The organism is Terrabacter aerolatus (genome assembly GCF_007991735.1).
In the GTDB taxonomy this organism is placed as follows: domain Bacteria; phylum Actinomycetota; class Actinomycetes; order Actinomycetales; family Dermatophilaceae; genus Terrabacter; species Terrabacter aerolatus.
Window position 1 is genome coordinate 14,661 of the sequence record NZ_BJYX01000026.1, and the last position, 23,542, is coordinate 38,202.

25 protein-coding genes are annotated in these 23,542 nt (G+C 72.9%); 13 read left to right on the plus strand and 12 right to left on the minus strand.

Annotated features, from left to right (window positions below):
* Positions 1 to 21 precede the first annotated feature (21 nt).
* Positions 22 to 3,051 carry an alpha-mannosidase gene (locus TAE01_RS17680; RefSeq protein ID WP_147068132.1) on the plus strand — a complete coding sequence of 1,010 codons (3,030 nt, stop codon included), beginning with the start codon at positions 22 to 24 and terminating at the stop codon, positions 3,049 to 3,051.
* 62 nt (positions 3,052 to 3,113) lie between these two features.
* On the opposite strand, the gene TAE01_RS17685 is transcribed toward TAE01_RS17680, so the two are convergent.
* Both TAE01_RS17685 and TAE01_RS17690 read right to left on the minus strand, forming a co-directional pair.
* Positions 3,114 to 4,055: a phosphotransferase enzyme family protein gene (locus tag TAE01_RS17685; protein WP_147068133.1), complete on the minus strand. Its 942-nt coding sequence runs from the start codon at positions 4,053 to 4,055 to the stop codon at positions 3,114 to 3,116.
* A 30-nt stretch (positions 4,056 to 4,085) separates the two neighbouring features.
* Positions 4,086 to 4,688, minus strand: a complete 603-nt coding sequence (locus tag TAE01_RS17690; protein WP_147068134.1) for a hypothetical protein — start codon at positions 4,686 to 4,688, stop codon at positions 4,086 to 4,088.
* Between the two features lie 180 nt (positions 4,689 to 4,868).
* On the opposite strand from TAE01_RS17690, the gene TAE01_RS17695 reads away from it, so the two are divergent.
* The 3 genes from TAE01_RS17695 to TAE01_RS17705 are packed head-to-tail and all read left to right on the plus strand — an operon-like array spanning position 4,869 to position 6,944.
* A complete protein-coding gene (locus TAE01_RS17695; RefSeq protein WP_147068135.1) occupies positions 4,869 to 5,276 on the plus strand; it encodes a YciI family protein in 408 nt (135 codons plus the stop codon).
* Positions 5,277 to 5,281: 5 nt separating this feature from the next.
* Entirely contained in the window at positions 5,282 to 5,668 is a 387-nt protein-coding gene (locus tag TAE01_RS17700) for a YciI family protein (protein WP_147068161.1), read from the plus strand.
* Positions 5,669 to 5,675: 7 nt separating this feature from the next.
* On the plus strand, positions 5,676 to 6,944 hold the full coding sequence (locus tag TAE01_RS17705; RefSeq protein WP_147068136.1) for an RNA polymerase sigma factor: 1,269 nt from the start codon (positions 5,676 to 5,678) through the stop codon (positions 6,942 to 6,944).
* Here TAE01_RS17705 and TAE01_RS17710 read toward each other — a convergent pair.
* Positions 6,913 to 7,353 (minus strand): VOC family protein, encoded by a 441-nt coding sequence (locus TAE01_RS17710; RefSeq protein ID WP_186815271.1) that lies wholly within the window; start codon positions 7,351 to 7,353, stop codon positions 6,913 to 6,915. The genes TAE01_RS17705 and TAE01_RS17710 overlap by 32 nt on opposite strands.
* A gap of 43 nt (positions 7,354 to 7,396) precedes the next feature.
* Positions 7,397 to 7,990, minus strand: coding sequence for a helix-turn-helix domain-containing protein (locus tag TAE01_RS17715; RefSeq protein ID WP_147068137.1), 594 nt, complete (start codon positions 7,988 to 7,990; stop codon positions 7,397 to 7,399).
* Positions 7,991 to 8,038: 48 nt separating this feature from the next.
* On the opposite strand from TAE01_RS17715, the gene TAE01_RS17720 reads away from it, so the two are divergent.
* The gene (locus TAE01_RS17720) at positions 8,039 to 9,025 is read left to right on the plus strand and encodes a class I SAM-dependent methyltransferase (protein ID WP_147068138.1); all 987 of its coding nucleotides are present in this window, start codon (positions 8,039 to 8,041) and stop codon (positions 9,023 to 9,025) included.
* A 39-nt stretch (positions 9,026 to 9,064) separates the two neighbouring features.
* Here TAE01_RS17720 and TAE01_RS17725 read toward each other — a convergent pair whose 3' ends face one another.
* Positions 9,065 to 10,192, minus strand: coding sequence for a cation diffusion facilitator family transporter (locus TAE01_RS17725; RefSeq protein ID WP_147068139.1), 1,128 nt, complete (start codon positions 10,190 to 10,192; stop codon positions 9,065 to 9,067).
* A 54-nt stretch (positions 10,193 to 10,246) separates the two neighbouring features.
* Here TAE01_RS17725 and TAE01_RS17730 point away from each other — a divergent pair, with 54 nt between their 5' ends.
* Complete coding sequence (locus tag TAE01_RS17730; protein ID WP_147068140.1) at positions 10,247 to 10,639, plus strand: ArsR/SmtB family transcription factor; 393 nt, start codon at positions 10,247 to 10,249, stop codon at positions 10,637 to 10,639.
* Positions 10,640 to 10,696: 57 nt separating this feature from the next.
* Here the strand turns inward: TAE01_RS17730 and TAE01_RS17735 are convergent, their stop codons facing one another.
* The 5 genes from TAE01_RS17735 to TAE01_RS17755 all read right to left on the minus strand — a co-directional run bounded on the left by TAE01_RS17735 (position 10,697) and on the right by TAE01_RS17755 (position 15,717).
* Complete coding sequence (locus TAE01_RS17735) at positions 10,697 to 11,737, minus strand: AAA family ATPase (RefSeq protein WP_147068141.1); 1,041 nt, start codon at positions 11,735 to 11,737, stop codon at positions 10,697 to 10,699.
* Positions 11,738 to 11,869: 132 nt separating this feature from the next.
* The gene (locus TAE01_RS17740; protein ID WP_147068142.1) at positions 11,870 to 12,709 is read right to left on the minus strand and encodes an anti-sigma factor; all 840 of its coding nucleotides are present in this window, start codon (positions 12,707 to 12,709) and stop codon (positions 11,870 to 11,872) included.
* Positions 12,706 to 13,317 carry an ECF RNA polymerase sigma factor SigK gene (sigK, locus tag TAE01_RS17745; RefSeq protein WP_147068143.1) on the minus strand — a complete coding sequence of 204 codons (612 nt, stop codon included), beginning with the start codon at positions 13,315 to 13,317 and terminating at the stop codon, positions 12,706 to 12,708. The genes TAE01_RS17740 and sigK overlap by 4 nt, the downstream gene beginning before the upstream one ends.
* Before the next feature lie 46 nt (positions 13,318 to 13,363).
* Complete coding sequence (locus TAE01_RS17750) at positions 13,364 to 14,029, minus strand: fasciclin domain-containing protein (RefSeq protein WP_147068144.1); 666 nt, start codon at positions 14,027 to 14,029, stop codon at positions 13,364 to 13,366.
* A 119-nt stretch (positions 14,030 to 14,148) separates the two neighbouring features.
* Positions 14,149 to 15,717, minus strand: coding sequence for a molybdopterin-dependent oxidoreductase (locus tag TAE01_RS17755; protein ID WP_147068145.1), 1,569 nt, complete (start codon positions 15,715 to 15,717; stop codon positions 14,149 to 14,151).
* A 127-nt stretch (positions 15,718 to 15,844) separates the two neighbouring features.
* Between TAE01_RS17755 and TAE01_RS17760 the strand changes: the two genes are divergently transcribed.
* Entirely contained in the window at positions 15,845 to 16,861 is a 1,017-nt protein-coding gene (locus TAE01_RS17760) for an LLM class flavin-dependent oxidoreductase (RefSeq protein WP_147068146.1), read from the plus strand.
* A gap of 94 nt (positions 16,862 to 16,955) precedes the next feature.
* Here the strand turns inward: TAE01_RS17760 and TAE01_RS17765 are convergent, their stop codons facing one another.
* A complete protein-coding gene (locus TAE01_RS17765) occupies positions 16,956 to 17,399 on the minus strand; it encodes a hypothetical protein (protein WP_147068147.1) in 444 nt (147 codons plus the stop codon).
* Positions 17,400 to 17,509: 110 nt separating this feature from the next.
* Here TAE01_RS17765 and TAE01_RS17770 point away from each other — a divergent pair, with 110 nt between their 5' ends.
* The 5 genes from TAE01_RS17770 to TAE01_RS17790 all read left to right on the plus strand — a co-directional run bounded on the left by TAE01_RS17770 (position 17,510) and on the right by TAE01_RS17790 (position 21,391).
* The gene (locus tag TAE01_RS17770) at positions 17,510 to 18,508 is read left to right on the plus strand and encodes an ABC transporter ATP-binding protein (protein WP_147068148.1); all 999 of its coding nucleotides are present in this window, start codon (positions 17,510 to 17,512) and stop codon (positions 18,506 to 18,508) included.
* Positions 18,505 to 19,251, plus strand: coding sequence for an ABC transporter permease (locus TAE01_RS17775; protein ID WP_147068149.1), 747 nt, complete (start codon positions 18,505 to 18,507; stop codon positions 19,249 to 19,251). Before TAE01_RS17770 ends, TAE01_RS17775 begins: the two co-directional genes overlap by 4 nt.
* On the plus strand, positions 19,248 to 20,336 hold the full coding sequence (locus TAE01_RS17780) for a sensor histidine kinase (protein WP_147068150.1): 1,089 nt from the start codon (positions 19,248 to 19,250) through the stop codon (positions 20,334 to 20,336). The genes TAE01_RS17775 and TAE01_RS17780 overlap by 4 nt, the downstream gene beginning before the upstream one ends.
* The gene (locus TAE01_RS17785; protein WP_147068151.1) at positions 20,333 to 20,947 is read left to right on the plus strand and encodes a response regulator transcription factor; all 615 of its coding nucleotides are present in this window, start codon (positions 20,333 to 20,335) and stop codon (positions 20,945 to 20,947) included. The genes TAE01_RS17780 and TAE01_RS17785 overlap by 4 nt, the downstream gene beginning before the upstream one ends.
* Positions 20,948 to 21,025: 78 nt before the next feature.
* Complete coding sequence (locus tag TAE01_RS17790; RefSeq protein ID WP_147068152.1) at positions 21,026 to 21,391, plus strand: YciI family protein; 366 nt, start codon at positions 21,026 to 21,028, stop codon at positions 21,389 to 21,391.
* 82 nt (positions 21,392 to 21,473) lie between these two features.
* Here TAE01_RS17790 and TAE01_RS17795 read toward each other — a convergent pair whose 3' ends face one another.
* Positions 21,474 to 22,151, minus strand: a complete 678-nt coding sequence (locus TAE01_RS17795; RefSeq protein WP_186815272.1) for an HdeD family acid-resistance protein — start codon at positions 22,149 to 22,151, stop codon at positions 21,474 to 21,476.
* Between the two features lie 152 nt (positions 22,152 to 22,303).
* Here TAE01_RS17795 and TAE01_RS17800 point away from each other — a divergent pair, with 152 nt between their 5' ends.
* Positions 22,304 to 23,533 carry an ATP-grasp domain-containing protein gene (locus TAE01_RS17800; protein ID WP_147068154.1) on the plus strand — a complete coding sequence of 410 codons (1,230 nt, stop codon included), beginning with the start codon at positions 22,304 to 22,306 and terminating at the stop codon, positions 23,531 to 23,533.
* Positions 23,534 to 23,542 lie beyond the last annotated feature (9 nt).

Genomic DNA, 23,542 nt, shown 5'->3' on the forward strand with positions numbered 1-23,542 from the left:
GAGAACCGCTGAAAGGCAGTCATGCACGACGAGATCCCCCTGACCGTGGGGCGCGTGACGCGCGTCCTGCACGAGCGTCTCCTCCCGGCCGTGCACTCCGAGTCGGTGCCGCTCACCGTGGAGTGGCACGAGCTGCCCGGCGAGCCGATCGCACCCGCGGAGGGTCTGCGGCTCGACTTCACGCCCTACGAGGCGGGCACGCCGTGGGGTGCGGCGTGGGGCACGACGTGGTTCCGGCTCACCGGTCGCGTGCCGGCGGAGTGGGCCGGCCGGCGCGTCGAGGTGGTGGCCGACCTCGGCTTCGACCGCGACATGACCGGCTTCCAGTGCGAGGGCCTCGTCCACCGTGCCGACGGCACCCCGGTGAAGTCGCTCAACCCCCGCAACCAGTGGGTGCTCGTCGCCGACGAGGCCGAGGCGGGGCAGGCCGTCGAGCTCTACGTCGAGGCGGCCTCGAACCCGATCCTCGTCGAGGGCCACCCGTTCCGGCCCACGAGCGAGGGCGACATCGTCACGAGCTCGTCCCGGCGGCTCTACACGACGGGCCGGCTCGACCTCGCCGTCTTCGAGCCGGAGGTCTTCGAGCTGGCGCTCGACGTCGAGGTGCTGCTCGAGCTGCAGGCCGAGCTCCCCGCCGGTCCGCGCCGCATGCAGGTGCTCCAGGCCCTCGACGACGCCATGGACCGCATCGACCTGCAGCACATCGCGGAGACGGCTGCCGACGCCCGCGCGGCGCTCGCCGACGTGCTCGCCCGCCCGGCCGAGGCGAGCGCGCACGAGATCTCGGCGGTCGGCCACGCCCACATCGACTCGGCCTGGCTGTGGCCGGTGCGCGAGACGATCCGCAAGGTCGCCCGCACCACCTCATCCATGACGACCCTCATCGACGAGACCGACGACTTCGTCTACGGCATGTCGAGCGCGCAGCAGTACGCCTGGCTCGAGGAGCACCGGCCCGAGGTGTGGGAGCGGGTCAAGGCCGCGGTCGAGGCAGGCCGGTTCCTCCCGCTCGGCGGCATGTGGGTCGAGAGCGACACCGTCATGCCGTCCGGTGAGTCCCTGGTGCGCCAGTTCCTCTACGGCCAGCGCTTCTTCGAGACCGAGCTCGGCGTCCGGTGCCACGGGGTCTGGCTGCCCGACAGCTTCGGCTACTCGCCGGCGCTGCCGCAGCTGATGCGCCGGGCGGGCTTCGACTGGTTCTTCACGCAGAAGATCTCGTGGAACCAGGTCAACACGTTCCCGCACCACACCTTCCTCTGGGAGGGCATCGACGGCTCCCGGGTGCTCAGCCACTTCCCGCCGATGGACACCTACAACTCCCAGCTCTCGGGTGCGGAGGTGGCGAGGGCCTCACGCCGGTTCCGCGAGAGCCGCGTCGCGACCGGCTCCATCGCGCCCGTCGGGTACGGCGACGGTGGCGGCGGCACGACCCGCGAGATGACGGGCAGGGCGCGCCGGCTCGCCGACCTCGAGGGCAGCGCCACGGTGCGCTGGGAGCACCCCGATGCCTTCTTCGACCGGGCTCGGGAGCAGCTCCGGCCGGCCCCGGTGTGGGTCGGTGAGCTCTACCTCGAGCTGCACCGTGCGACGCTGACCTCGCAGCACCGGACCAAGCAGGGCAACCGGCGCACCGAGCACCTCCTCGTCGAGGCGGAGCTGTGGGCGGCCACGGCCGCTGTCAGGGCGGGGACGGCATACCCCCACGACGAGCTCGACGCGCTGTGGAAGCAGGTGCTGCTCCAGCAGTTCCACGACATCCTGCCGGGCACCTCGATCGCGTGGGTGCACCGCGAGGCCGTCGAGCAGTACGCCCGCGTCACCGAGGCCGCCGAGGCCCTCGTGGCGCGCTCGCTCGCCGCGCTCGTCGGCGACGGCGACCTGGCCGTCGAGGCCAGTGCCGCCCCCTTCGAGCGTGCGGGCGTGCCGGCAGGAGGAGCGGTCGTGCGCGTGGCCGCCACGACGCCGAGGACGTATGCCGTGTCCCTGGCCGAGCGCGACGGCGGCTGGGTGCTCGACAACGGCGTCGTCACGGTCACCGTCTCGGACGAGGGCCTCATCACGTCGGCCGTCGACGCGGCGACGGGCCGTGACGCCATCGCACCGGGGCGCGAGGGCAACCTGCTCCAGCTCCACCAGGACCTGCCGAACATGTGGGACGCCTGGGACGTCGACCGCCACTACCGCAACCGCGTGACCGACGTGCGCGACGTCAGCAGCCTGTCGGCGTCCGTCGACGACGACGGTGTGGCGCGGGTGGTCGTCGAGCGGCGCATCTCAGCGGAATCGACCGTGCGACAGACGCTTTCGCTCGCTCCGGGTGCCCGTCTGCTCGAGATCGACCAGGAGACCGACTGGCACGAGACGGAGAAGTTCCTCAAGGTCTCGTTCCCACTCGACGTCCGCGCCGAGCACGTGGCCGCCGAGACGCAGTTCGGCTTCCACCGCCGCGTCACGCACACCAACACGAGCTGGGAGGCGGCGAAGTTCGAGGCGTCGATGCACCGCTACCTGCTCGCCGAGGAGCGGGGCTTCGGCGTCGCGCTCGTCAACGACTCGATCTACGGTCACGACGTCACGCGGGACGTCTCCGGTGACGACGTCGTCACGACGCTGCGCCTGTCGCTGCTGCGCGCGCCGCGCTTCCCCGACCCCGCGACCGACCAGGGCGTGCAGACCCACCGCTACGGGCTCGTCGTCGGGGCCGACACCGAGGTCGCCACGCGCGAGGGAGCCCTCCTGGGCACCCCGGCGCGCGTCGTCACCGGGGGCCACGGCGTCGAGCCCCTCGTCACGGCGGCCGGAGAGGGCATCGTCGTCTCCAGCGTCAAGGAGGCGGCGGACCGCTCGGGCGACCTCGTCGTCCGCGTCTACGAGGCACTCGGTGGTCGGGCTCGCGGGTCGCTGCGCGTCGACCTGCCCGTCGCCTCCGTCGCGACGACCTCACTCCTCGAGGAGCCGCTCGCCGACGGCGCCGTCGCCCTCGTCGACGGAGCCGTGCCGCTCGAGCTCGGGCCCTTCGAGGTGCGCACGCTGCGGCTCGTCCGCGCCTGACCACGCCCGACCGCGCCCGACCGCGCCATCGGGCCACGCCGGGTCGCGCAGCCGTCGCTCCGTCAGCCGACGGCGGCGAGCACCCGGTCGATACGCGGCAGCGTCACGGGGTCGTCGGGGATCTCGAGGAACCACCGGGCGAGTCGCTCGCGCTCCGACTCACTGCTGGCCCCGACCCAGCGCGAGCACGCGAGCTGGCCGATGTGGGCCTGCTCGGCCACGAGCATCGTGAAGTGCCCGCGACGGGTGACGCGTCCCGGACCACCGGCGTCGCGGTATGCCGTGTGGATCCGCCGCGCCCGCGCCGAGTCGTCGTCGCCGAACTCGAAGAGCACCATGGCCAGCTCCTGGCTCGGGTCGGCCGGTCCGAGGTTCTCGAAGTCGACGACGCACACCCGTCCGTCCGCCGTGGCGAGGACGTTGTCGGCCCACAGGTCGCGGTGGCAGACGATGGTCGACTCGTGCGGCTCGATGACCGACTCGACGGCGACGAGCTCGTCGACGAGCGCGCCGAGCTGACCGGCGAAGGGGGCCTGCTCGTCGAGCACCCGCTGGTGCAGGTCGCGCCACCGCTGCTCGCCGAAGCCCGTGGCGAACCAGTTGTCGACCGGCTCGTCGGTCGCCGGCGCAGCCCGGTGCAGGGCCGCGAGGGTGACCCCGACGGCAGCCGGGTCGAGCCGGCGGGTCCGGCCGCGCAGGTCGACCCACTCGAAGACCCGGACGGCGGTGTCCGCGACCGTGGTCGCGACGGCACCCGAGGTGGTCCGGACGACTCCCGGCGTGACGACGCCCTCGGTCCGGGCGGCCTCGACGAGGTCGGCGTCCCGCGACACGTCGTCGAGGTCCGGGGTGGCGAACCACTCCTTGACCGCGTGGCTGCCCTGCCCGGTGTCGAGCCGCCACACCTGACCGAGCTGGCCGCGCGCCACCGGACCGGTCAGGACGGCCGTCCCGCCCAGACCGTAGGCGTCGGCGACCTCCTGCGCGTCCCCCGGGGCCAGCACCGGATGCCGTCCGGTCTCAGGAGTGCCGGTTCACGGCAGCAGGCGCCAGACGGCGACGCCCACCGTGACGACGGCGAGGACGAGGGAGGCCCACCCGAGCGGGGAGCGCCCGGCCCGGCCGCGGCCGAGGAGGAGCAGCAGGGCGGCGAGCACCGACAGCACCGCCGCGAGGACGGTCTCCTCGGCGCCGAGGTCGATGGTCCGGATGAGGATCGTGTCGGTGAGGCCGTGGCGGGTGAGGTAGCCGAGCACCCGGATGAGGAAGAAGGCCCACCAGCCGACGGTGATCCAGAAGAGCGCGACGCCGATCTGGCCGAGCAGCGGGTCGATCGGCTCCTCGTCGACCCACTCCCCGTGGAGACCTGCGCCGGGCTGCGCGGTGCCCGTGGACGTGGCGGGGCTCCCCGGCCAGACCGGCTGCCCGGCATACGGGTTCGGCGGCACGGGCAGCTCGCGGGTCGGGTCGAAGAGCGGGAGCGCCTGCGTCCGCGCGGCCGGAGCAGTGGCCAAGGCGGCCGTCTGGGGCGCCGCGGGGACTCCCTCGCCGCGCGGCGTGCTGGGGATGGGCACGGTGAACTGCTGCTCCGGTGCGGCCGACCCGCTGGACCCGCCCGCCGCGGGGGTGTCGCTCATGGCGACAACGTACCTCGCGGCACGCGGCACGCGGCCCGAGGTTGATGCTGCCCCGGCGAGGATTTTCCGGAAGGGTGTCGTATCAGGGCGGGCCCGTTCGTGGAACCAGTGTGAGGAGGCCGCACCGGCCGCCCGCGCGAGGGCCGGACCGGCCACGCCCAGGACCAGGAGGAGACGAGCATGACCGAGTACCTGATCACCTTCAACGACGAGTGGGTGCAGGAGCACACCCAGGACGAGATCGGCGCCAAGGCCGCAGCGGCGCGGGTCGTCCTCGAGGAGATGCAGGCCCAGGACGTCCTGATCTTCACCAACGGCGGCCTCGACCGCGAGACCGCGATCTGCAGCGTCGTGGCGGTCGACGGCGAGCCGGTCTTCACCGACGGGCCCTACGTCGAGACCAAGGAGCACCTCGGCGGGTTCTGCGTCGTCGAGGTCGCGGACGACGAGGCGGCGCGCTACTGGGCGGCGCGCCTCGCGACCGCGCTCGACTGGCCGCAGGAGGTCCACCGGTTCCGGGGGCCGGGGCACGAGCGCCGCCGCCGCCGTTCCGCCGAGGCCACCGCGTCCGGCTCCGGTTCGGTGTGACCGCGATGCCGCGCTACCTGCTCTCCGTCTTCGGGCCCGCCGACCCCACCGAGTTCGGCACCTACCCCTCGCGCGAGGAGATGCTCGACGCGTTCGCCGCGACCGGGGCCTTCAACGACCGGCTGCGGGACGAGGGGCGCCTCGTCTTCGCCGACGGCCTCGAGCCGGCCTCGACGGCCACGACCGTCGACGGGCAGGCCGAGCGCCCGACCTTCACCGACGGCCCCTACCTCGAGACGAAGGAGCACCTCGGTGGCTTCTGGGTCATCGAGGCGGCCGACCTCGACGAGGCCCTGGCGCTCGCGGCCGAGGGCTCCAGGGCGTGCCGCGGCACGGTCGAGGTGCGGCCGTTCCGCACCGAGGAGTCCGTGCGCGCCCTGACGGAGGACTGAGCCGCACGTGCACGCCGCCGGCGTCGAGGAGGCGATCACCAGGGTCCACCGTGAGGAGTGGGCCCGGGTGGTCGCCGCCCTCGCCCGGCGCTTCGCCGACCTCGACGTCGCCGAGGAGGCCGCCGCCGAGGCGTTCGCCGCGGCCGCCGAGCGCTGGCCGCGTGACGGCGTGCCGCCCAACCCCGGCGGGTGGATCACCACCACCGCCACCCGCAAGGCGATCGACCGGTTCCGTCGCGAGTCCCAGCGCGACGCCAGGCACCAGGCGGCCCTCATGATCCAGGACGACACCCCGGCCGAGGTCCTCGGTCCGGTCGAGGACGACCGGCTGCGCCTCGTCTTCACCTGCTGCCACCCGGCCCTGTCGATGGAGGCTCGCGTCGCCCTGACGCTGCGCCTCCTCGGTGGGCTCACGGTCGGCGAGATCGCCCGCGCCTTCTTCGTCCAGGAGTCGACGATGGCGCAGCGGATCACCCGGGCGAAGGCCAAGATCGCCGCGGCGCACATCCCCTACCGCGTCCCGTCCGCGGCCGACCTGCGTGAGCGGGTGACCGGCGTGCTTGCCGTCGTCTACCTCGTCTTCAACGAGGGCTACCTCGCCGGGGAGGGTGACGACGCCGTGCGGGTCGACCTGACCGACGAGGCGATCCGTCTCGGCCGCCTGCTCCGGAGTCTGCTCCCGGACGACGGGGAGGTCACCGGCCTGCTCGCCCTGATGCTCCTGACCGACGCCCGCCGCGCTGCCCGCGTCTCGCGCACGGGCGAGCTCGTCACCCTCGAGGAGCAGGACCGGAGCGCCTGGGACCGTGCCCTCGTCGCCGAGGGCCGCGCGCTCGTCGACGAGCGGCTGCGGGTCGTCGCGGCCGGCGGCGAGCGCCCGGGCCGCTACCAGCTGCTGGCCGCCGTCAACGTCGTGCACACCGATGCCCCGTCGGCCCGCGACACCGACTGGTCCCGGGTCGTCGCCCTCTACGACGCGCTGCTGCGCCTCGACCCGTCACCCGTGGTGCGGCTCAACCGGGCCGTCGCGCTCGCCGAGCTCGACGGTCCCCTCGTCGGTCTGGCCGAGGTCGACCGCCTCGGCGACGTCCTCGGGGGCTACCACGCCCTGCACGTCGCCCGGGCCGACCTGCTGCGTCGGCTCGGTCGCAGCGCCGAGGCGCGGACGGCATACGACCGCGCCATCGAGCTGACCGGCAACCCGGCGGAGCGGGCCCACCTCGCCCGGCGGCGCGACCAGCTCGTCAGCGCAGGTCCTCCGACAGGGCCACGATGACGCCCTGGGGTGCGCGGACGTAGCAGAGCCGGTAGACGTCCTCGTAGCGCACGACCTCACCGACGAGCTCGCCCCCGTGGGCCCGCGCCGCCTCGACGGCGGCGTCGACGTCGTCGACCTCGAACATGACGCTCCGCAGCCCGAACGTGTTGCTCGGCGCCGGCTGCGGCCCCTCGGCCACCGCCGCCGGGGAGTGGAACTTCGTCAGCTCGAGCCGGCCGTGGCCGTCGCGCGTGCGCATCATCGCGATCTCGACCCGGACGCCGTCGAGGTGGTTGATCCGGTCGACCCACGTGCCCTCGACGGGCGTCTCGCCCTCGAGCTCGAGGCCGAGCGCGGTGAAGAAGGCCTTGGCCGAGGCGAGATCGTCGACGACGACGCTGACGTGGTGCATGCTCCGGATGCTCATCGGGTGTCTCCTTCGGTCGGTGGCGACGAGGGGGCCGCGGCGGTCACGTCGTCGTCGGCCCAGCGTGCCCCTTCTCGGGGTCGAGGTGGGCGCGGCGGCCTTCCCGGTCGAAGACGACGATGATCTCGAGCGGACCGTCCAGCGCGGTGAGCGCGTGGGGCACCATCGTCGAGAACTGCGCCGACTGACCCTCCTCGACGACGAGCACCCGTTCGCCGAGCTGGAGCCGGGCGGTGCCCGACAGCACGGTGAACCACTCGTGCCCGGGGTGCACCCCGGGTCGGGCTGCCGGGCGTCTGGCGGTGATGCGCATCTTCGCGACCACGAGTCCGTTCGGCTCGTCCTCGCGGGTGAGCAGCCAGGTCGTGTGGCCGTGGGCGGCGTTGCGCCGTGGGTGGATGACGACGTCCTCGTCGCTCGTCAGCTCGACGAGCTCGTCGATGCTCGTGCCGAGCGCGCGGGCGATGGGGCTCAGCTGGTCGATGGCGATCCGCCGGTGACCGGTCTCGATCCGGCTGAGGGTCGACGCGCTGAGACCGCAGCGCCCGGCGAGGGCGTCGAGGGACCAGCCGCGCGCCAGGCGCAGCCCGCGAATGCGGGCGCGGATCACGGTCTCGAGGTCGATGTCTTGCGTCATCGGCAAGATCGTATGCCGTGTGCGCACGACCTTCGTAGCGTGGCCGTCATGGCGCAGCTCCCTTCCCACGACCGGCAGCACTCCGAACCCGCGACGACCCACGGCCACGGGCATGGCCACGGCCACGGCCACGGCCACAGCCACGGGCACGGGCACGGGCACGTTGGTGGACTCGACGTCCACGACGCGGGTGCCGGCGGTGACGACCTGCTCGACCTCGACGGCCAGGTGCTCGAGACGTCCTGGGGCGAGGCGCTCGACCGTGTCGTGGCCGTCTTGGGCGGCGTCGGGGTCAGCGGCGCGGTCAGCGGCGGGGTCAGCGGCGGTCCGATCCGGGTCGTCGACCTCGGGGCCGGCACCGGCACCGGCACGGTCGGCCTGGCGCGGAGGATCCCGGCGGCGCACGTCGTGGCCGTCGACGTCGTCGAACGCTCGCTGTCGCGCCTGGCCGCCAAGGCGCAGACCGCCGGAGTCGGGGACCGGGTGAGCACGCTGGTGGCCGACCTCGACGACGGCTGGCCCGATCTCGGCCCCGTCGACCTCACGTGGGCCTCGATGTCGCTGCACCACCTCGCCGACCCCGTGCGCTCGCTGTCCGAGCTGCGGCGCATCACCGCGCCGGGTGGGCTCGTCGCGGTCTCGGAGTTCGACGAGCCGGTGCGTTTCCTGCCCGACGACCTCGGGGTCGGCCGACCCGGCTTCGAGGACCGGGCGATGGCCGCGCTCTCCGCGGTGCACGCCGACGCGGTGCCGCACCTCGGGGCAGCCTGGGCCGACGTGCTCGCCGCCGCCGGCTGGACCGTCGTCGACGGGCACGAGGTCGTCATCGACGAGCGTTCGCCCGAGCACCCGCTCGCGGGCCGCTACGCCCGGGCGCGGTTCGAACGGCTCGCCCAGGGTATCGACGGAGGCCTCGACCCCGAGGACGCACAGACCCTGGCCGCGCTGCTCGACGACGACGGTCCGCACGCGCTGCTGAGCCGCACCGACCTCCACCTGCGCGGCATACGCTCCCTCACCGTCGCGCGGGCCTGACCGAAGGCGCCCGACCGCCGGGGCGGTGGGACGGCCCGGCTAGGAGACGACCGGGGTGACGCGAGGCCGGACGCGCACCACGGCGCGGGTCAGGCGCGGGACCGCCACGGGCAGCCGCTCCTCGGCCGCGACGACGATGGCGTCCGCGGCGGCGAGGCTGAGGTCGGCGCCGACCTCGACGACGGCCTCGCCGTGGATCTCGTGGCCGACCCAGCGCAGCCGCACGTCGTCGACGGCGACGACCCCGGGCACCACCGCGAGCGCGGCCTCCGCGGCCTCGACGAGGTCGGGCTCGATGCCGTCCATGAGTCGGCGGAAGACGTCCCGGGTGGCAGTGCGCAGCACGAGCAGGATCGCGACGGTGATGAGCAGCCCCACGACGGGGTCCGCCCAGGTCCAGCCGAGCGCGACGCCGCCCGCGCCGACGAGGACGGCGAGCGAGGTGAGCCCGTCGGTGCGCGCGTGGTGACCGTCGGCGACGAGGGCCGCCGACCCGATGGCGCGGCCCTCGCGGATGCGGAAGACCGCGACGGCCTCGTTGCCGAGGAACCCGACGAAACCCGCGACGGCCACCCAGGCGAGGTGGTGCACCGGTGTCGGGGCGAGGAGCCGGTCGACGGCCTGCCAGGCGGCGACCACCGCGGAGAGCGCGATCATGGCGAGCACGAAGAGCCCGGCGAGGTCCTCGGCGCGACTGTAGCCGTGCGTGTAGCGGCGGTTCGTGGCGCGACGTCCGATGACGAAGGCGATCCACAGCGGGATGGCCGTCAGCGCGTCGGAGAAGTTGTGGATCGTGTCGGCCAGCAGCGCCACCGAGCCCGAGGCCACGACGACGAGCAGCTGCAGCACGGCCGTCGCACCGAGCCCGACGAGGCTGATCCGCACGGCGCGGATGCCGCGGGCGCTCGACTCGAGGGCGGCGTCCAGCGAGTCGGCGACCTCGTGCGAGTGCGGCGTGACCGCGTGGCGCACCCGGGCCCACCGGCCGGAGCCGTGGTCGTGCGGATGGTCATGGTCGTGCGCGTGGTCGTGCGCGTGGTCGTGCGCGTGGTCGTGCGCGTGGTCGTGCGCGTGGTCGTCCGGTGGGTCGGCGAGACCGTGGTGGTGGGGGACGGCCCGCTGGGCGGTCGCGTCGGATGCCGAGACCGGGCCGTGGGGTGAGGACATGGGTCGAGACTATCTGCACACCTGCGAAGGTACGAAGTCACGTAGGCTTGCGGCATGCACGACGGACTCCCGGACCTGTCCATGCCCGACGACGAGCAGACGCACCTGGCCGCCGAGACCTTCCGCATGCTCGCCGACCCGACCCGGATCAAGCTCCTCTGGGCCCTGCTGCAGGGCGAGTCGTCGGTGACCTGCCTCGCCGACCTCGCCGGCGTCAGTCCCACCTCGGTGAGCCAGCACCTGGCCAAGCTCCGCCTCGCCGGCCTCGTGCGCGGGCGCCGCGAGGGGACCTTCATCTACTACACCGCGGCCGACACCCACGTGCACGCCCTCCTGGCCGAGGCGCTCTTCCACGCCGACCACACCGACCGCGACCTCGGCACCGAGGCCGACCACGAGCACCGGTTGCCGGCCGTCCGGTCCGGCGACGTCAGCCCGAGCGCCTGAACCGGCGACGCCGACGACGGCATACGACGGGTGGGCCGGGCGCGGCTCGGCCGACCGTCATCCGACGGGGTCAGCCAGTCGCCAGCCCTCGGCGACGACCTCGTCGACCGCGGCCACGGCCGCGGCGAGGCGCTCCTCGTGAGTGCCACGCACCTCGACCCACCCCACGTCGCGGGTCGCCAGCTCCTCGCGCAGGCGGCGCCGTCCCCCGCGTGGGTCGTCCTCGGCGCCGTTATCCAGGTCCGGTGCACCAGGGGCTTCGTCCGCGATGAGGACGTAGAGCGCGGGCGCTCGACGCTGCGCGGCACGTCGGAGCTCCGTCGGGGACGGCCGTGGCCCGGGGTGCGCCAGCCACGGGGCCGACGTCAGCACGTCGGTCTCGCAGAGGACGAGGGGCCGGGGTGCCGCGGCTGCTGCGGCGTCCTCGAGCGCCGCCTGCTGACGGGCAACGAGGTCGAGCTCCGCCGCGTGCCAGGGGTCGGCCGGGCCTCCGGGTCGCTGCTCGATCCACTCGCGCCGGAGGTCGGGAACCACCGTCGTCCCGTAGTGGGCGCCGAGCGCCTCGGCCAGGGGCGTGGCACCTGCCGGCCGCGTGCCGACGACGACGATCCGCTTCGCGAACCAGGCGCGCACCGGTGTGGGCAGCGCCCACCACGACCCGGCGACGTCGGCACGGACGGCGGTGCCGGAGATGGGCGTCGAGGCTCGTCCCGGGTCGACTTGCACCCAGGTGGCGCCGAGCCGGCGGGCCAGCTCCTCGCCGTAGGCGTCACTGGTGAAGACCGCGTCGACCGGACCGTCGAGGTGGGAGCCGATGATCTCGAGGTGCAGGTCCCAGACGGCGGGAGAGTCGAAGTCCACCTCGTGGTCGTCCGGCGCCGCGACCACCCGTGCCGTCGGGTGCTCGGCCTGCACCCAGCCGACCCGCACGTCGACGGGGATCGACTCGACGCTGTGGGCCATGACCTCCACGGTGACCCGGTCGCACGAGCTCGTGGCCGCCCTCACGAGCGCCTGGTGCCCGGCATGGAACGGGTAGAACTTGCCGATCACGAGCCCGTGCCCGTGCCGCGCGCTCGACGCCTCGGTCCGGTCCATGACGCGCAAGGTACAACGCGGGAGGGGCGGAAGGGGCCGGGACGACGAGGTCGGGCGGTCACGAGCCTCAGGCGGGGAAGCCGGGAGCGGGCTCGTGACCGCCCGACGTTCGAGCGACCGGTCGTGAAGGTGTCAGGCGAAGGGGATGAGGGCCACCGGAGCCGATGTCGGCTGGTCGGAGCCGCCGGGCGGCTCGACCGTGACGCCGGCAGCCTTGGAGTGCGTGGCGTCCCCGGCGAGCACGACGACCTGGTCGCCACCGGCCGGCATGAGACCGGCCGAGGCCATGTGCCCGGTCGCGTCCTCGAGCCAGAGCTGGAAGACCTTGCCGGACGGCGGCTGGGACATGCCCGACGTGATGAGCACGGCCTTCTGCAGCGACGTGGAACGCACGACGGTCGCCGTCGAGCCGTCCTGCAGCCGCTTGCCGAAACGCATGGCGTCGGGGGCCGCGAGCACCTGGTCGGCGATCGCCTGCTGCGGGTCCTTCTCGACCTGGCGCCACACGGTGAACCCGCCGATGGCGAGCACTGCCACGGTGGCGGCCGCGACGACGAGCCTCCAGCCGCGGGCAAACCCGCGGGCGGAGCGGGACCGGCGCCGGTCGGCGAGCTCGTCGCCACGCTCGACGCGCGGTTCGGCGGCCGCCGGGGCCGGGAGCGACGGGGTCGGAGCCGGGGCGGTGGCCGGTGGGGTGGACGTGACGCCCTCGTCGGCCGGCTGCTCCTGCGGAGCGGCCAGCGGCGGCAGGGGACGCACGGTCGCGATCTCGGCGAGCACCTTGGCCCGCAGCGAGGCCGGCGGACCGACCTCGGTGAGAACCGACAGCTCGTTCGCCGCGGCGACGAGGCTCTGGACCTCGGCCTGGCAGACCGGGCAGCCGGCCAGGTGGCGCTCGAACCGCGCCCGCTCGATCTCGTCGAGGGCGTCGACGGCATACGCGCCGGAGAGCGCGTGGATGTCCTCGCTCACAGGGTCACCCCCAACGTGTCTCGTAGTCTGATGAGTCCATCTCGGATGCGTGTCTTGGCGGTCCCGAGCGGTAGGTCGAGCATGGTCGCTACCTCCGTGTGCGTGTATCCCGAGAGGTAGGCCAGCTCCAACGCCTGCCGTTGGACCGGGGTGAGCGTCTCCAACGCCCGATGAACCCGCTCCGCATCGAGCCGTTCGACGACGGCCTCCGCAGTCGAGTCGTGGGTGACGTCCTGGTTGCTGGCGCCATAGCCCTCGTCGCGGTTGCGGGCCGCCTCCGCCGACCGGACCCGGTCGACGGCCTTGCGGTGGGCGATCGTGAGCATCCACGACATCGCCGCACCCTTGCTCGGATCGAAGCGGGCGCTGTGCCGCCAGATCTCGAGGAAGACCTCCTGGGTGACCTCCTCGGACTGTGCGGGGTCGCGCACGACCCGACGGACGAGACCGAAGAGCCGGGAGGAGACCGCGTCGTAGAGATCTGCGAACGCCGTCTCGTCCCCGGTCGCCGCTCGGTGGAGCAGCTGCTCCAGCTGGACTGGGCGGGCGGGCCCCTCCGGCGACTCATCGCCGGAGGGGACCACCGAGAACCGTGACATGGGGTCCATTGTGTCGCCCGTCGTCGCTTTCTGCGTCAGCCTGGTCGGCAGACGATCAGGGCATCAGCACGCCGTCGATGATGTAGACCGTGGCGTTGGCCGTCGGGACGTTGCCGCAGATGATCTTCGCGTCGGCCTTGCCGACGGTGAAGTTCTGGCCCGAGCCCTTGACGGTGATGGTCGTGCCGGCGAGCGTCTTGTGGTCGCCCGCGAGCTGGTCCGGCGACAGCTTGCCGGCCACGACGTGGTTGGTGAGGATCTTGGTGAGGGTCGGCTTGTCGGCCAGGACCTTCTTGAGGTCGGCGGCCGGGATCTTGGCGAACGCGTCGTTGACGGGCGCGAAGACCGTGATCTCGGGGGCCGAGTTCAGGGTGTCGACGAGGCCGGCCTGCTTGACGGCGGTGACGAGGGTCGAGAGCAGCGGGTTGTTGCTCGCGGCGGTCGCGACCGGGTCGGTGGCCATGCCGTTGAACGAGCCCTTGCCGTCCTTCGGCACGGCCGCACAGCCCTCACCGAAGACGGCCGAGGAGGCGTCCATCGAGGTGGACGAGGACATCGTGTCGGACGGCGTGCTCGTCATCGAGTCCGAGGACGTGGCGGCAGGGGTGCTGCCGGCGCCTGCGGAGGCGGTGTTGTCGCTCGAGCTGCCACAGGCCGCGAGGCTCAGGGGCAGGGCGATGGCGAGGGCGACGAGGCCGGTACGGGTCTTCATGCTCTTCATGTCATTCACTCCTTGTGAGGGGGGCGTCTCTTGGTGCACGGTCATGAGGGGTTCGGGGCCGCTGTGGCTCCGGATTGCTTGTCGGGCAAGTTTTTTCGCGGAGTTCTGGCCGTAGGCGTTCACGCGACGGTCACCACCACCTCCTGGATGCCGCTCGACCCGCTGGGGAACGGCGTGGCTCGCGCAGTGATCTGCGCCTGACCCTTGAGGTCGGTCGCACGCACCGAGATCCGGTGCAGTCCGGGCTTGGCGTCCCACGGGAGGTACCACTGGCGCCAGTAGTCGATGCCGACGTCGGGCCCGAGCTTGGTCTCCTGCCAGGCGCCGTCATCGATCTTGACCTCGACCTTGCCGACGCCGCGGTGCTGGGCCCAGGCGACGCCGCCGATGGCGGTCATGCCGGCCTGGATCGTCGACAGCGGTGCCGGGGTGTCGATGCGGGCGCTCGTCTTGATGGGGGCGTCGGTCGCCCACTGCCGCTTGGTCCAGTAGGACTGGTCCGCGGCATACGTCGTCAGGGTGAGCTTGGTCAGCCACTTCGTCGCTCCGACGAAGCCGTAGAGGCCGGGTGTGATGAGGCGGGCCGGGAAGCCATGGGTGTCGGTGAGCTGCGCACCGTTCATGCCGATGGCGATCATCGCGTCGCGTCCGTCGCGCACGACCCCGAGCGGGGTGCTGATGGTGAAGCCGTCGACGGCGGTGCTCAGCACCTGGTCGGGGTTGCCCTTGATGCCGGCCTTGTCGAGGACGTCGGTCAGGCGCACCCCGAGCCAGCGGGCGGCGCCGATGTAGCCGCCGCCGACCTCGTTGGAGACGCAGGTCATGGTGATGTCGCGCTCGATGAGCGGCATGGCGGCCAGCTCGGCGAAGGTCAGGGTGAAGGGCTTGTCGACCATGCCCCCGACCTCGAGGGTCCAGCTGTCGACGTCGACCTTGGGCACGGTGAGGTTGGTGTCGACGCGGTAGAACTTCTCGGTCGGGGTGCGCAGGGGCGAGATGCCCGAGACCTTCGTCTCGAGCCCGGTCGGCAGGGCCTTGGCCTTGTCGGCGGCGGCGGGCAGCACGACCTTCTTGATCGTCTGGGCCCCGCTGCGCAGCTGGCCGCCGACGGCGGCGAGCACCGAGACGGCGGTGACGCCGAGGGCGGCCCCGAGGAAGCGACGGCGGCCGGTGACGCTGCCCTCGCCCTTCCGCGGTTCTGCGTCGGTGTCGGAGCTCGAGTCGGCCTCGTGGCCGGCGCGCGCGCCGGCTGAGGTGGCGGCTGAGGTGGCGGCCAGGCGGGCCAGCCACACGAGGGTGGCGACGCCGGCGGCCATCGCGGCGAGCGAGGGCAGCGCGTCGAGCGGGCGGGCCGCGGGCCGCAGCAGCGCGGCGGCGCCGGCCAGCCCGGTGAGCAGCACGATGAAGCCGACGGCCACGGGCAGTCGGCGTCGAGCGAGCAGGCCGGCCACCGCGGCGAGGACGAGCGTCACGACGAGCACCGACCCCTGGAGGATCAGCTTGTCGTTGGTGCCAAAGGTCGCGATCGCCCACTCCTTGACAGGGGTGGGGGTCAGGTCGATCACGGTCGACCCGATGGCGAGCACCGGCGACGATGCTGGAGCGAGGAAGCCCGCGACGAGGTGACCGGCAGCGATCCCGGCAACCGCGGCGAGGATCCCGCTGAGGGCAAGTCGTAGGCGCATCATGGGAGGTGCTTCGACGCCGACGGCCCGGACGGATTGTCCGGAACGCGCGAGGGACGTGCCGACGGGGTGCGGTTCGCGTGCCGGCGAGGTGCGGGAAGAGCGCCGGCACTGCGGGTGTTGACCGCACGTGAAGAAGATCGGATTCCTCTCCTTCGGTCACTGGAACCCCTCCCCGCACTCGGGGACGCGGTCGGCGGCCGACGCCCTGCTCCAGTCCATCGACCTCGCGGTCGCCGCCGAGGAGCTCGGTGCCGACGGGGCCTACTTCCGGGTGCACCACTTCGCCCGCCAGCTCGCGTCGCCGTTCCCGCTGCTTGCCGCGGTCGGCGCTCGCACGAGCCGCATCGAGATCGGCACCGGGGTCATCGACATGCGCTACGAGAACCCGCTCTACATGGCCGAGGACGCCGGCGCCGCCGACCTCATCTCCGGTGGACGACTCCAGCTCGGCATCAGCCGTGGGTCACCCGAGCAGGTCGTCGACGGCTTCCGCTACTTCGGCTACGAGCCGACCGACGGCGACCACGCAGCCATGGCGCGCCAGCACACCGAGGTCTTCCTCGAGGTCCTGTCCGGCAAGGGCTTCGCCGAGCCGAACCCGCGCCCGATGTTCCCCAACCCGCCCGGCCTGCTCCGCATCGAGCCGCACGCGCCGGGGCTGCGCGACCGCATCTGGTGGGGCGCCGGCAGCCGGGCCACGGCCGAGTGGACGGCCGAGCAGGGGATGAACCTCATGAGCTCGACCCTCCTCACCGAGGACACCGGGGTCCCCTTCCACCAGCTGCAGGCCGAGCAGATCCAGCGCTTCCGCGACGCGTGGACGGCCGCCGGCCACGAGCGCGAGCCGCGGGTGTCGGTGAGCCGCAGCGTCTTCCCCATCGTCAGCGACACCGACCGCGCCTACTTCGGCCGCGAGTCGGCGAGCCAGGACCAGGTCGGCATCATCGACGGTGGCACCGCCCGCTTCGGCAAGACGTATGCCGGTGAGCCCGACCAGCTCGTCCGTGACCTCGCGGAGGACGAGGCGGTCGCCGCCGCCGACACCCTGCTCATCACCGTGCCCAACCAGCTCGGCGTCGACTACAACGCCCACGTCATGGAGAGCCTCCTGACGCACGTGGCCCCCGAGCTCGGCTGGCGCTGACCCCAGCCTCCCGACAACCCCCACCGCAAGGCGAGTGGGCACTGTGATGCACCGAGGTGCCCACTCGACGTTGCGAAGTGCCCACTCGACTGGGTCAGGGGCGGGCGAGCAGGCGCCTCAGGGTCGAGCCGTAGGCGGCGCCGGCGACCCTCGACACGAGGGGGTCGAGGATCGCCGGCACGCCCCGCACGCCGATCTGCTGCGTCCACCGGACGCTCGACCCGGCGGCGGTCGGTGTCACGACGAGGTCGATGGACCCGCGGACGACCTTGCCCTCCTTGCGGATCCGCGCGTGCCCGGCTGAGGTCGTCGTCGGGGCGACGATGGAGTCGACGACCATGACGTCGTCGAAGCCGATCGGCCCGACCGCCGTGCGGGCGACGAAGCGCGAGCCGTCGACGAGGTCGGCGGCGGTCATGGCGTCGCCGGTGACCGTGGTGAGCGGGATGACGGCCGTGTGTGCCGTGAGGTCGAGGATCCGCCTCCACGCCTCGGGTGCGGACAGGGGTGGGGCGAGGTGCACCTCGAAGTCGGCCATGGCCACAGTCTGTCCGGTCCGGCTCCGGGTGACAGCCCGTGACACCTGTCACGGGCAGGAGGTGACGCCTGCTGCTGCCGGCTCGTGCCCTGCCGCGGGAGAGTGGAGCCATGACCACCTCCCACTCCTCGACCGCCGGTGCCTCGGGGGCGCCGGCGGTCGAGCTGCGTTCGCTCGTCAAGACCTTCCCTCCCCGACGCGGCTCGCACGACTCCGAGGTCCGTGCCGTCGACGGCGTCGACCTGCGCATCGAGCCCGGCGAGGTCGTCGCCTTCCTCGGCCCCAACGGGGCCGGCAAGACGACGACGCTCGACATGGTCCTGGGGCTCACCGACCCGACGAGCGGCTCGGCCGAGGTCTTCGGCCGCCGTCCGCGACAGGCGGTCGTCACCGGGTCCGTCTCGGCGGTGCTCCAGACGGGGGGCCTGCTGCGCGACCTCACGGTCCGCGAGACCGTGCGCATGATCGCCTCGACGTATGCCGTCAGCTCCCCGGTCGACGAGGTCATCGACCGCGCCGGGCTGAGGTCGCTCGCCGACCGTCGCGTGTCCAAGTGCTCCGGCGGTGAGCAGCAGCGTCTGCGCTTCGCCCTGGCGCTGCTGCCCGACCCGCGGCTGCTCGTCCTCGACGAGCCGACGGCGGGCATGGACGTGTCGGCGCGCCGGGACTTCTGGGACACGATGCACGCCGACGCGAGCGCGGGCCGCACCGTCGTCTTCGCGACGCACTACCTCGAGGAGGCCGACGCCTTCGCCGACCGGATCGTGCTCATCGCCGGGGGCCGCATCGTCGCGGACGGGACGACGGCCGAGATCCGGGCGCAGGCCAGTGGCCGCACCGTCTCGGCGACCCTGCCGCCCGGGTCGGTGGCCGAGTCCGTCGCGCGGCTGCGGGTCGTCGACGGCGTCCGGGACGTCGAGGAGCGCGGCAGCCGGGTCGTCGTGACGGCGGCCGACTCCGACGCGGTCGCCCGGCTGCTCCTCCTCGATCTCGGCGGCACCGACCTCGAGATCGTCACCGCCGGCCTCGAGCAGGCCTTCATGACCCTGACCGGCGACTCCCGCGACGCGGGCGTCGTCCTGGCCCACGACGAGGAGCTCGCCCGATGAACGCCACCTTCACGATGCTCGAGATGCGCCGCATCACCCGGGACTGGGCCGGCATGTTCTTCACGGCCGTCCTGCCGGCCTTCTTCTACCTCATCTTCGGTGCGACGGTCAGTGCCAAGGACGCCAGCATCGGCAACGGCAACGTCGCGATGTACGTCATGATCAGCATGGCGGCCTACGGCGCCGTCACGGCCACGACGAGCATCGGCGGCAACGCCGCGGTCGAGCGTCAGCAGGGCTGGGGTCGCCAGCTCGGCCTCACGCCGCTGGCCGACTCCTCCTACATCGCCATGAAGGCCCTGATCGCGATGACCGTGGCCGCGGTGCCCGTCGTGCTGACCTTCACGCTCGGGGTCCTCACTGGGGCGCGGGGCTCCGCACAGGCGTGGGCCCTCAGCGCCGTGCTCGTGCTCGTCGGCTCGTCGGTCTTCGCGCTCTACGGCCTGCTCATCGGCACGGCGTTCCGCTCCGAGGCGGCCGTGGGTGCGGCGGCGGGCACGCTCGTCATCTTCGCCTTCCTCGGCAACCTCTTCATCCCGCTGTCGGGCGCGCTGCTCTCCTTCGCGAAGCTGACCCCGCTCTACGGGTATGCCGCCCTCGCCCGGTACCCGCTCACGGAGGGCTTCCTCCCCGACGGATCGCGCGACCCGCTGTGGCTGCCGATCGTCAACGTGCTGGCCTGGCTCGCGATCTTCGGCGCGCTCGCCGTGGTGCTCGTACGCCGCGGCCGGGAACGCCAGTGACCGAGTCACCGGGACGCAACCCGTGGGAGCGCTACGGGTGGGTGGTGCGGGGCGTCTGGCTCGTCTTCCTCGTCTTCCCCGTCCTCGACCTCGTCACGACGCCACGCCCGGTGTGGCAGGTCGTCGTGGGCCTGGCGCTCGTCGTCGTCTTCGCCGTCGCCTACGTCCGGGGCTCCTCGCACCTCGAGCGCACCTCCCGCCGCGGACTGCCCACGGTGCGCGGGGCCACGGTCTGTCTCGCGGTCCTGCTCGGCTGCACGGTCGGCTCCGCGCTGCTCATCGGGGCGGGAAGCCTCGGCTTCCTCCCCTTCGTCGTGGCGTTCGGGATGTTCGCGCTGCCGATCCTCCCGGCGATCGGCATCGGCGTGGCAGCGACGCTCGTGGCCGGGGCGGCCGCTGTCGTCACCGACCCGGGCGAGGGCACGTGGAGCGTCGCGATCATCGTCTTCGCCGTCGGGGTCATGACCGGTGGCGTCCGGCTCGTCGCCGACCGCGGCGAGCAGTACGAGCGGATGTCACGCGACCTCGCCATCGTCGAGGAGCGCGAGCGCGTGGCGCGCGACGTGCACGACGTGCTGGGCCACTCGCTCACGGTCGTCACCGTCAAGGCCGAGCTCGCCGAGCGCCTCGTCGACCTCGACCCGGAGCGCGCCAAGGCCGAGCTGGCGGAGATCCAGGCGCTGAGCCGCCAGGCGCTCGCCGAGATCAGGGCGACCGTCGGAGGCCTGCGGGTGGCTCGTCTCGGCGACGAGCTGGCCTCTGCCAGGACGGCGCTCGCCGGGGCGGGCATCGAGGCCCACGTGCCGGACGACCCCGGGGCCGTCGACCCCCGCCACCGCACGGTGCTGGCCTGGGTGCTGCGCGAGGCGACGACCAACGTGGTACGCCACAGCGACGCCGACACGTGCTGGGTCGAGGTCGGGACGAACCGCCTCACGGTGCGCGACGACGGACGCGGCATCGACGGGCGACCCGAGGGAAACGGCATACGCGGGCTGCGTGAGAGAGTCGGTGCCGCGGGAGGCCGGCTCTCGCTCGAGACCGGCCCCGAGGGCCATGGGACCGTCCTGGAGGTGACGCTGTGAGCGAGACGATCAAGGTGCTCCTCGCCGACGACCAGGCCCTCGTGCGTGGGGCGCTCGCGGCGCTGCTCGCCCTCGAGCCAGACCTCGAGGTCGTCGCCGAGGTGGGCCGCGGCGACGAGGTCGTCGAGGCGGCGCGCGCCTCGGGGGCCCAGGTGTGCCTGCTCGACATCGAGATGCCGGGCATCGACGGCATCGCCGCCGCCGCCGAGGTCCGCGCCGCGCTGCCCGGCGTGCGCACGCTCGTCGTGACGACCTTCGGCCGGCCCGGCTACCTGCGTCGCGCGCTCGAGGCGGGCGCGTCGGGCTTCGTCGTCAAGGACACGCCGGCGCGCCAGCTCGCCGAGGCCGTCCGCCGCGTGCACGCCGGGCTGCGCGTCGTCGACCCCTCCCTCGCCACCGAGTCGCTCGTCGACGGAGCCAACCCGCTCACCGAGCGCGAGCGCGAGGTGCTCTCGGTCGCGCTGCGCGGGGGCACCGTCGCCGCGATCGCCGGGGTCGTCCACCTCTCGCAGGGCACGGTGCGCAACCACCTCAGCTCGGCCATCGGCAAGACCGGCACGTCGACCCGCGCCGAGGCCGCCCGCGTCGCCCAGGACCGAGGCTGGCTCTGACCTGTCGATCCGGCGCGCCACCGATCGACGTGGTGGTGGAGGCTGGGACCGACCCGGCACACGACGCAAGGAGCAGCCATGCGCTACCTCATGGTGCACAAGATCGACGAGTCCCGCCCCGAGGCCTCGAACCCCAGTCCCGAGTTCCAGGCCGCCATGGGCGCCTTCATGACCGAGTGCGCCGAGACCGGCGTGCTGCTCGCCGCCGAGGGCGTGACGCAGAGCAGGGACGGCGCGGTGCTCCGCAAGACCGAGGGCGGCGGGGTCACCGTCACCGACGGTCCCTTCACCGAGGCCCGTGAGGTCATCGGCGGCTTCGCGCTCGTCAACGTCGAGAGCAAGGAGCAGGCGCTCGAGCTGGCCGGACGCTTCGCCTCGCTCTTCGACGAGGTGTCGGTCGAGGTGCGCCGCGTCCACGAGTTCGAGGACCTGCCGCAGGGCTGACGCGGCCGCGCCGTGGAGGTTCGCCCCCGTCGAGGGGAGCGGACCTCCACGTAGCCGTGCGGGGCCCGGCGGTCGTATGCCGTCAGGCCGAGGCGGTCGCCGCCGTGCTGCCCGCGCCCGTGCCCGATCCCGCGGCTCGGCGGGCCATGAGGGACGTGACGAGCTCGACGACACCGATGACGATGAGCATGATGCCCGCGATCCGGGCGAGCAGCACGAGGGAGGACCCGGGGAAGATCGCGACGACGAGTCCGCCGAGGATCGAGATGACGCCGCTGACGATGAGGAAGACGCGGGCGCCGGTCGTGCGGTCCGAGCCGAAGCCCTGTGCGAGCGACGCGATGCCCTCGGCGATCCAGCCGGCCGCGATGAAGATCGCGATGACGAAGAGCGACGTACCCGGGCGGAAGAGGCAGATGATGCCGGCGATGATCGACAGCACGCCGAGCACCATCGAGACCGGCCTGAGCCAGCCCGGGTCGGCGGGCAGGTCCCGGCTCACCGAGAGCCGCACGGCCCCGGCGACGATGAGCTGCAGGCCGAAGGTGATGGCCACGACGAGCAGCGTCGCCTTGGGCCACAGCAGGACGAGGACGCCCAGGACGACGGACACGATGCCCATGGCGATGAGGGCTCCGGACCAGCCGGTCGAGGTCGTGGCGCTGGACCAGGCGCTGGCCGCCTCGCGGCGCGTCCTCGGCGTGGTGTCGGGGTGGTCGACCGGATCGGGTGAAGACGGGTTCGGGACGGTGCTCGACATGTCAATCTCCGTAAGGGGTGAGGTGCTGCCCGAGATGCGACATGTCCAGTCTCGTCCCTCACGCCCGACGGCGCCCGCGTTTCGTCGCGACCCGCCCGACGGCATACGCCGGTCCGTGGCACGGCCCGGGGAGGACCGATAGCGTCGGCGGGGTGAACATCATCTTCGTGGAGCCGTCGTTCCCCGCGAACCAGCGTCGGTTCGTGCACGCGCTCGCCTCGGTGGGCGCGAACGTCTACGGGATCGGCGAGAGCGACGAGGCGCACCTCGGTGACGAGGTGCTCGGTGCCCTCCGCGGCTACTACCGCGTCGGGTCGGTGACGAACGTCGACCAGATGATCGAGGCCGTCCGCTACTTCCAGGGGAAGGTGTGGATCGACGCGCTCGAGGCGACCGTCGAGGCCCACACGATGCCGGCGGCCCAGGTGCGCGAGGCGTGCGGCATCCCCGGCACGAGCGTGCGCACGACGTGGCTGTGCCGCGACAAGCCGTCGATGAAGGAGGCCCTGCGCCAGGCGGGCGTGCCCACCGCGGCGAGCGCGGCCGTCGACTCGGCCGACGAGGCGCGGGCCTTCGCAGAGCGCGAGGGCTACCCGCTCATCCTCAAGCCGCGCGCGGGCGCCGGCGCGCAGGGCACGGTCCGCGTCGACAGCGACCACGACCTCGAGCAGGCGCTCCAGGGCTATGCGCGCGAGGGCGCGTCCTCCATCGCCATCGAGGAGTTCGTCGAGGGTCACGAGGGCTTCTACGACACGATCAGCCTCGACGGCCGCGTCGTGCACGACTGGGCGACGCACTACTACCCCAACGTCCTCGAGGCGATGCGCCACCGCTGGATCTCGCCGCAGTTCGTCACGACCAACCGCATCGACGAGCCGGGCAACGCGTTCTACGCCGAGGTGCGCGACCTCGGGCGCCGGGTCATCGAGGCTCTCGGCATCGAGACGTCGGCCACGCACATGGAGTGGTTCTACGGCCCGAAGGGCTTGAAGTTCAGCGAGATCGGGGCGCGGCCGCCCGGCGTCGGCGCGTGGGACGTCTACTCCGCCGCCAACGAGGTCGACGTCTACCGCGAATGGGCGCACGTCATCACCCACCGTGCCCCCGAGCAGCAGATGAAGCGGACGTATGCCGCGGGCATCGTCGCGCTGCGCCCTGACCGCGACGGGTCGGTGACCGGCTACTCCGGCATCGACGAGATCCAGTCCCGCTACGGGGAGTGGGTCATCGACGGCCACTTCCCACCCGTCGGGCACGGCACCCAGGCGGTCGAGGCGGGCTACATGGCCAACGCGTGGGTGCGGCTGCGCCACCCCGACTTCGACACGGTCCGGGCGATGCTCGACGACGTCGGTCGCACGATCCGCATGCACGCGGGCTGAGCGCGGCTG

Bases quoted from the DNA above. Each gene is read 5' to 3' on its own strand.
- TAE01_RS17680 (WP_147068132.1), top strand. From the start codon at position 22: ATGCACGACGAGATCCCCCTGACCGTGGGGCGCGTGACGCGCGTCCTG.
- TAE01_RS17690 (WP_147068134.1), bottom strand. From the start codon at position 4,688: ATGAGCGACACCCCCGCGGCGGGCGGGTCCAGCGGGTCGGCCGCACCG.
- TAE01_RS17695 (WP_147068135.1), top strand. From the start codon at position 4,869: ATGACCGAGTACCTGATCACCTTCAACGACGAGTGGGTGCAGGAGCAC.
- TAE01_RS17700 (WP_147068161.1), top strand. From the start codon at position 5,282: ATGCCGCGCTACCTGCTCTCCGTCTTCGGGCCCGCCGACCCCACCGAG.
- TAE01_RS17710 (WP_186815271.1), bottom strand. From the start codon at position 7,353: ATGAGCATCCGGAGCATGCACCACGTCAGCGTCGTCGTCGACGATCTC.
- TAE01_RS17715 (WP_147068137.1), bottom strand. From the start codon at position 7,990: ATGACGCAAGACATCGACCTCGAGACCGTGATCCGCGCCCGCATTCGC.
- TAE01_RS17720 (WP_147068138.1), top strand. From the start codon at position 8,039: ATGGCGCAGCTCCCTTCCCACGACCGGCAGCACTCCGAACCCGCGACG.
- TAE01_RS17725 (WP_147068139.1), bottom strand. From the start codon at position 10,192: ATGTCCTCACCCCACGGCCCGGTCTCGGCATCCGACGCGACCGCCCAG.
- TAE01_RS17730 (WP_147068140.1), top strand. From the start codon at position 10,247: ATGCACGACGGACTCCCGGACCTGTCCATGCCCGACGACGAGCAGACG.
- TAE01_RS17735 (WP_147068141.1), bottom strand. From the start codon at position 11,737: ATGGACCGGACCGAGGCGTCGAGCGCGCGGCACGGGCACGGGCTCGTG.
- sigK (WP_147068143.1), bottom strand. From the start codon at position 13,317: ATGGACCCCATGTCACGGTTCTCGGTGGTCCCCTCCGGCGATGAGTCG.
- TAE01_RS17750 (WP_147068144.1), bottom strand. From the start codon at position 14,029: ATGAAGAGCATGAAGACCCGTACCGGCCTCGTCGCCCTCGCCATCGCC.
- TAE01_RS17755 (WP_147068145.1), bottom strand. From the start codon at position 15,717: ATGATGCGCCTACGACTTGCCCTCAGCGGGATCCTCGCCGCGGTTGCC.
- TAE01_RS17765 (WP_147068147.1), bottom strand. From the start codon at position 17,399: ATGGCCGACTTCGAGGTGCACCTCGCCCCACCCCTGTCCGCACCCGAG.
- TAE01_RS17770 (WP_147068148.1), top strand. From the start codon at position 17,510: ATGACCACCTCCCACTCCTCGACCGCCGGTGCCTCGGGGGCGCCGGCG.
- TAE01_RS17775 (WP_147068149.1), top strand. From the start codon at position 18,505: ATGAACGCCACCTTCACGATGCTCGAGATGCGCCGCATCACCCGGGAC.
- TAE01_RS17790 (WP_147068152.1), top strand. From the start codon at position 21,026: ATGCGCTACCTCATGGTGCACAAGATCGACGAGTCCCGCCCCGAGGCC.
- TAE01_RS17795 (WP_186815272.1), bottom strand. From the start codon at position 22,151: ATGTCGAGCACCGTCCCGAACCCGTCTTCACCCGATCCGGTCGACCAC.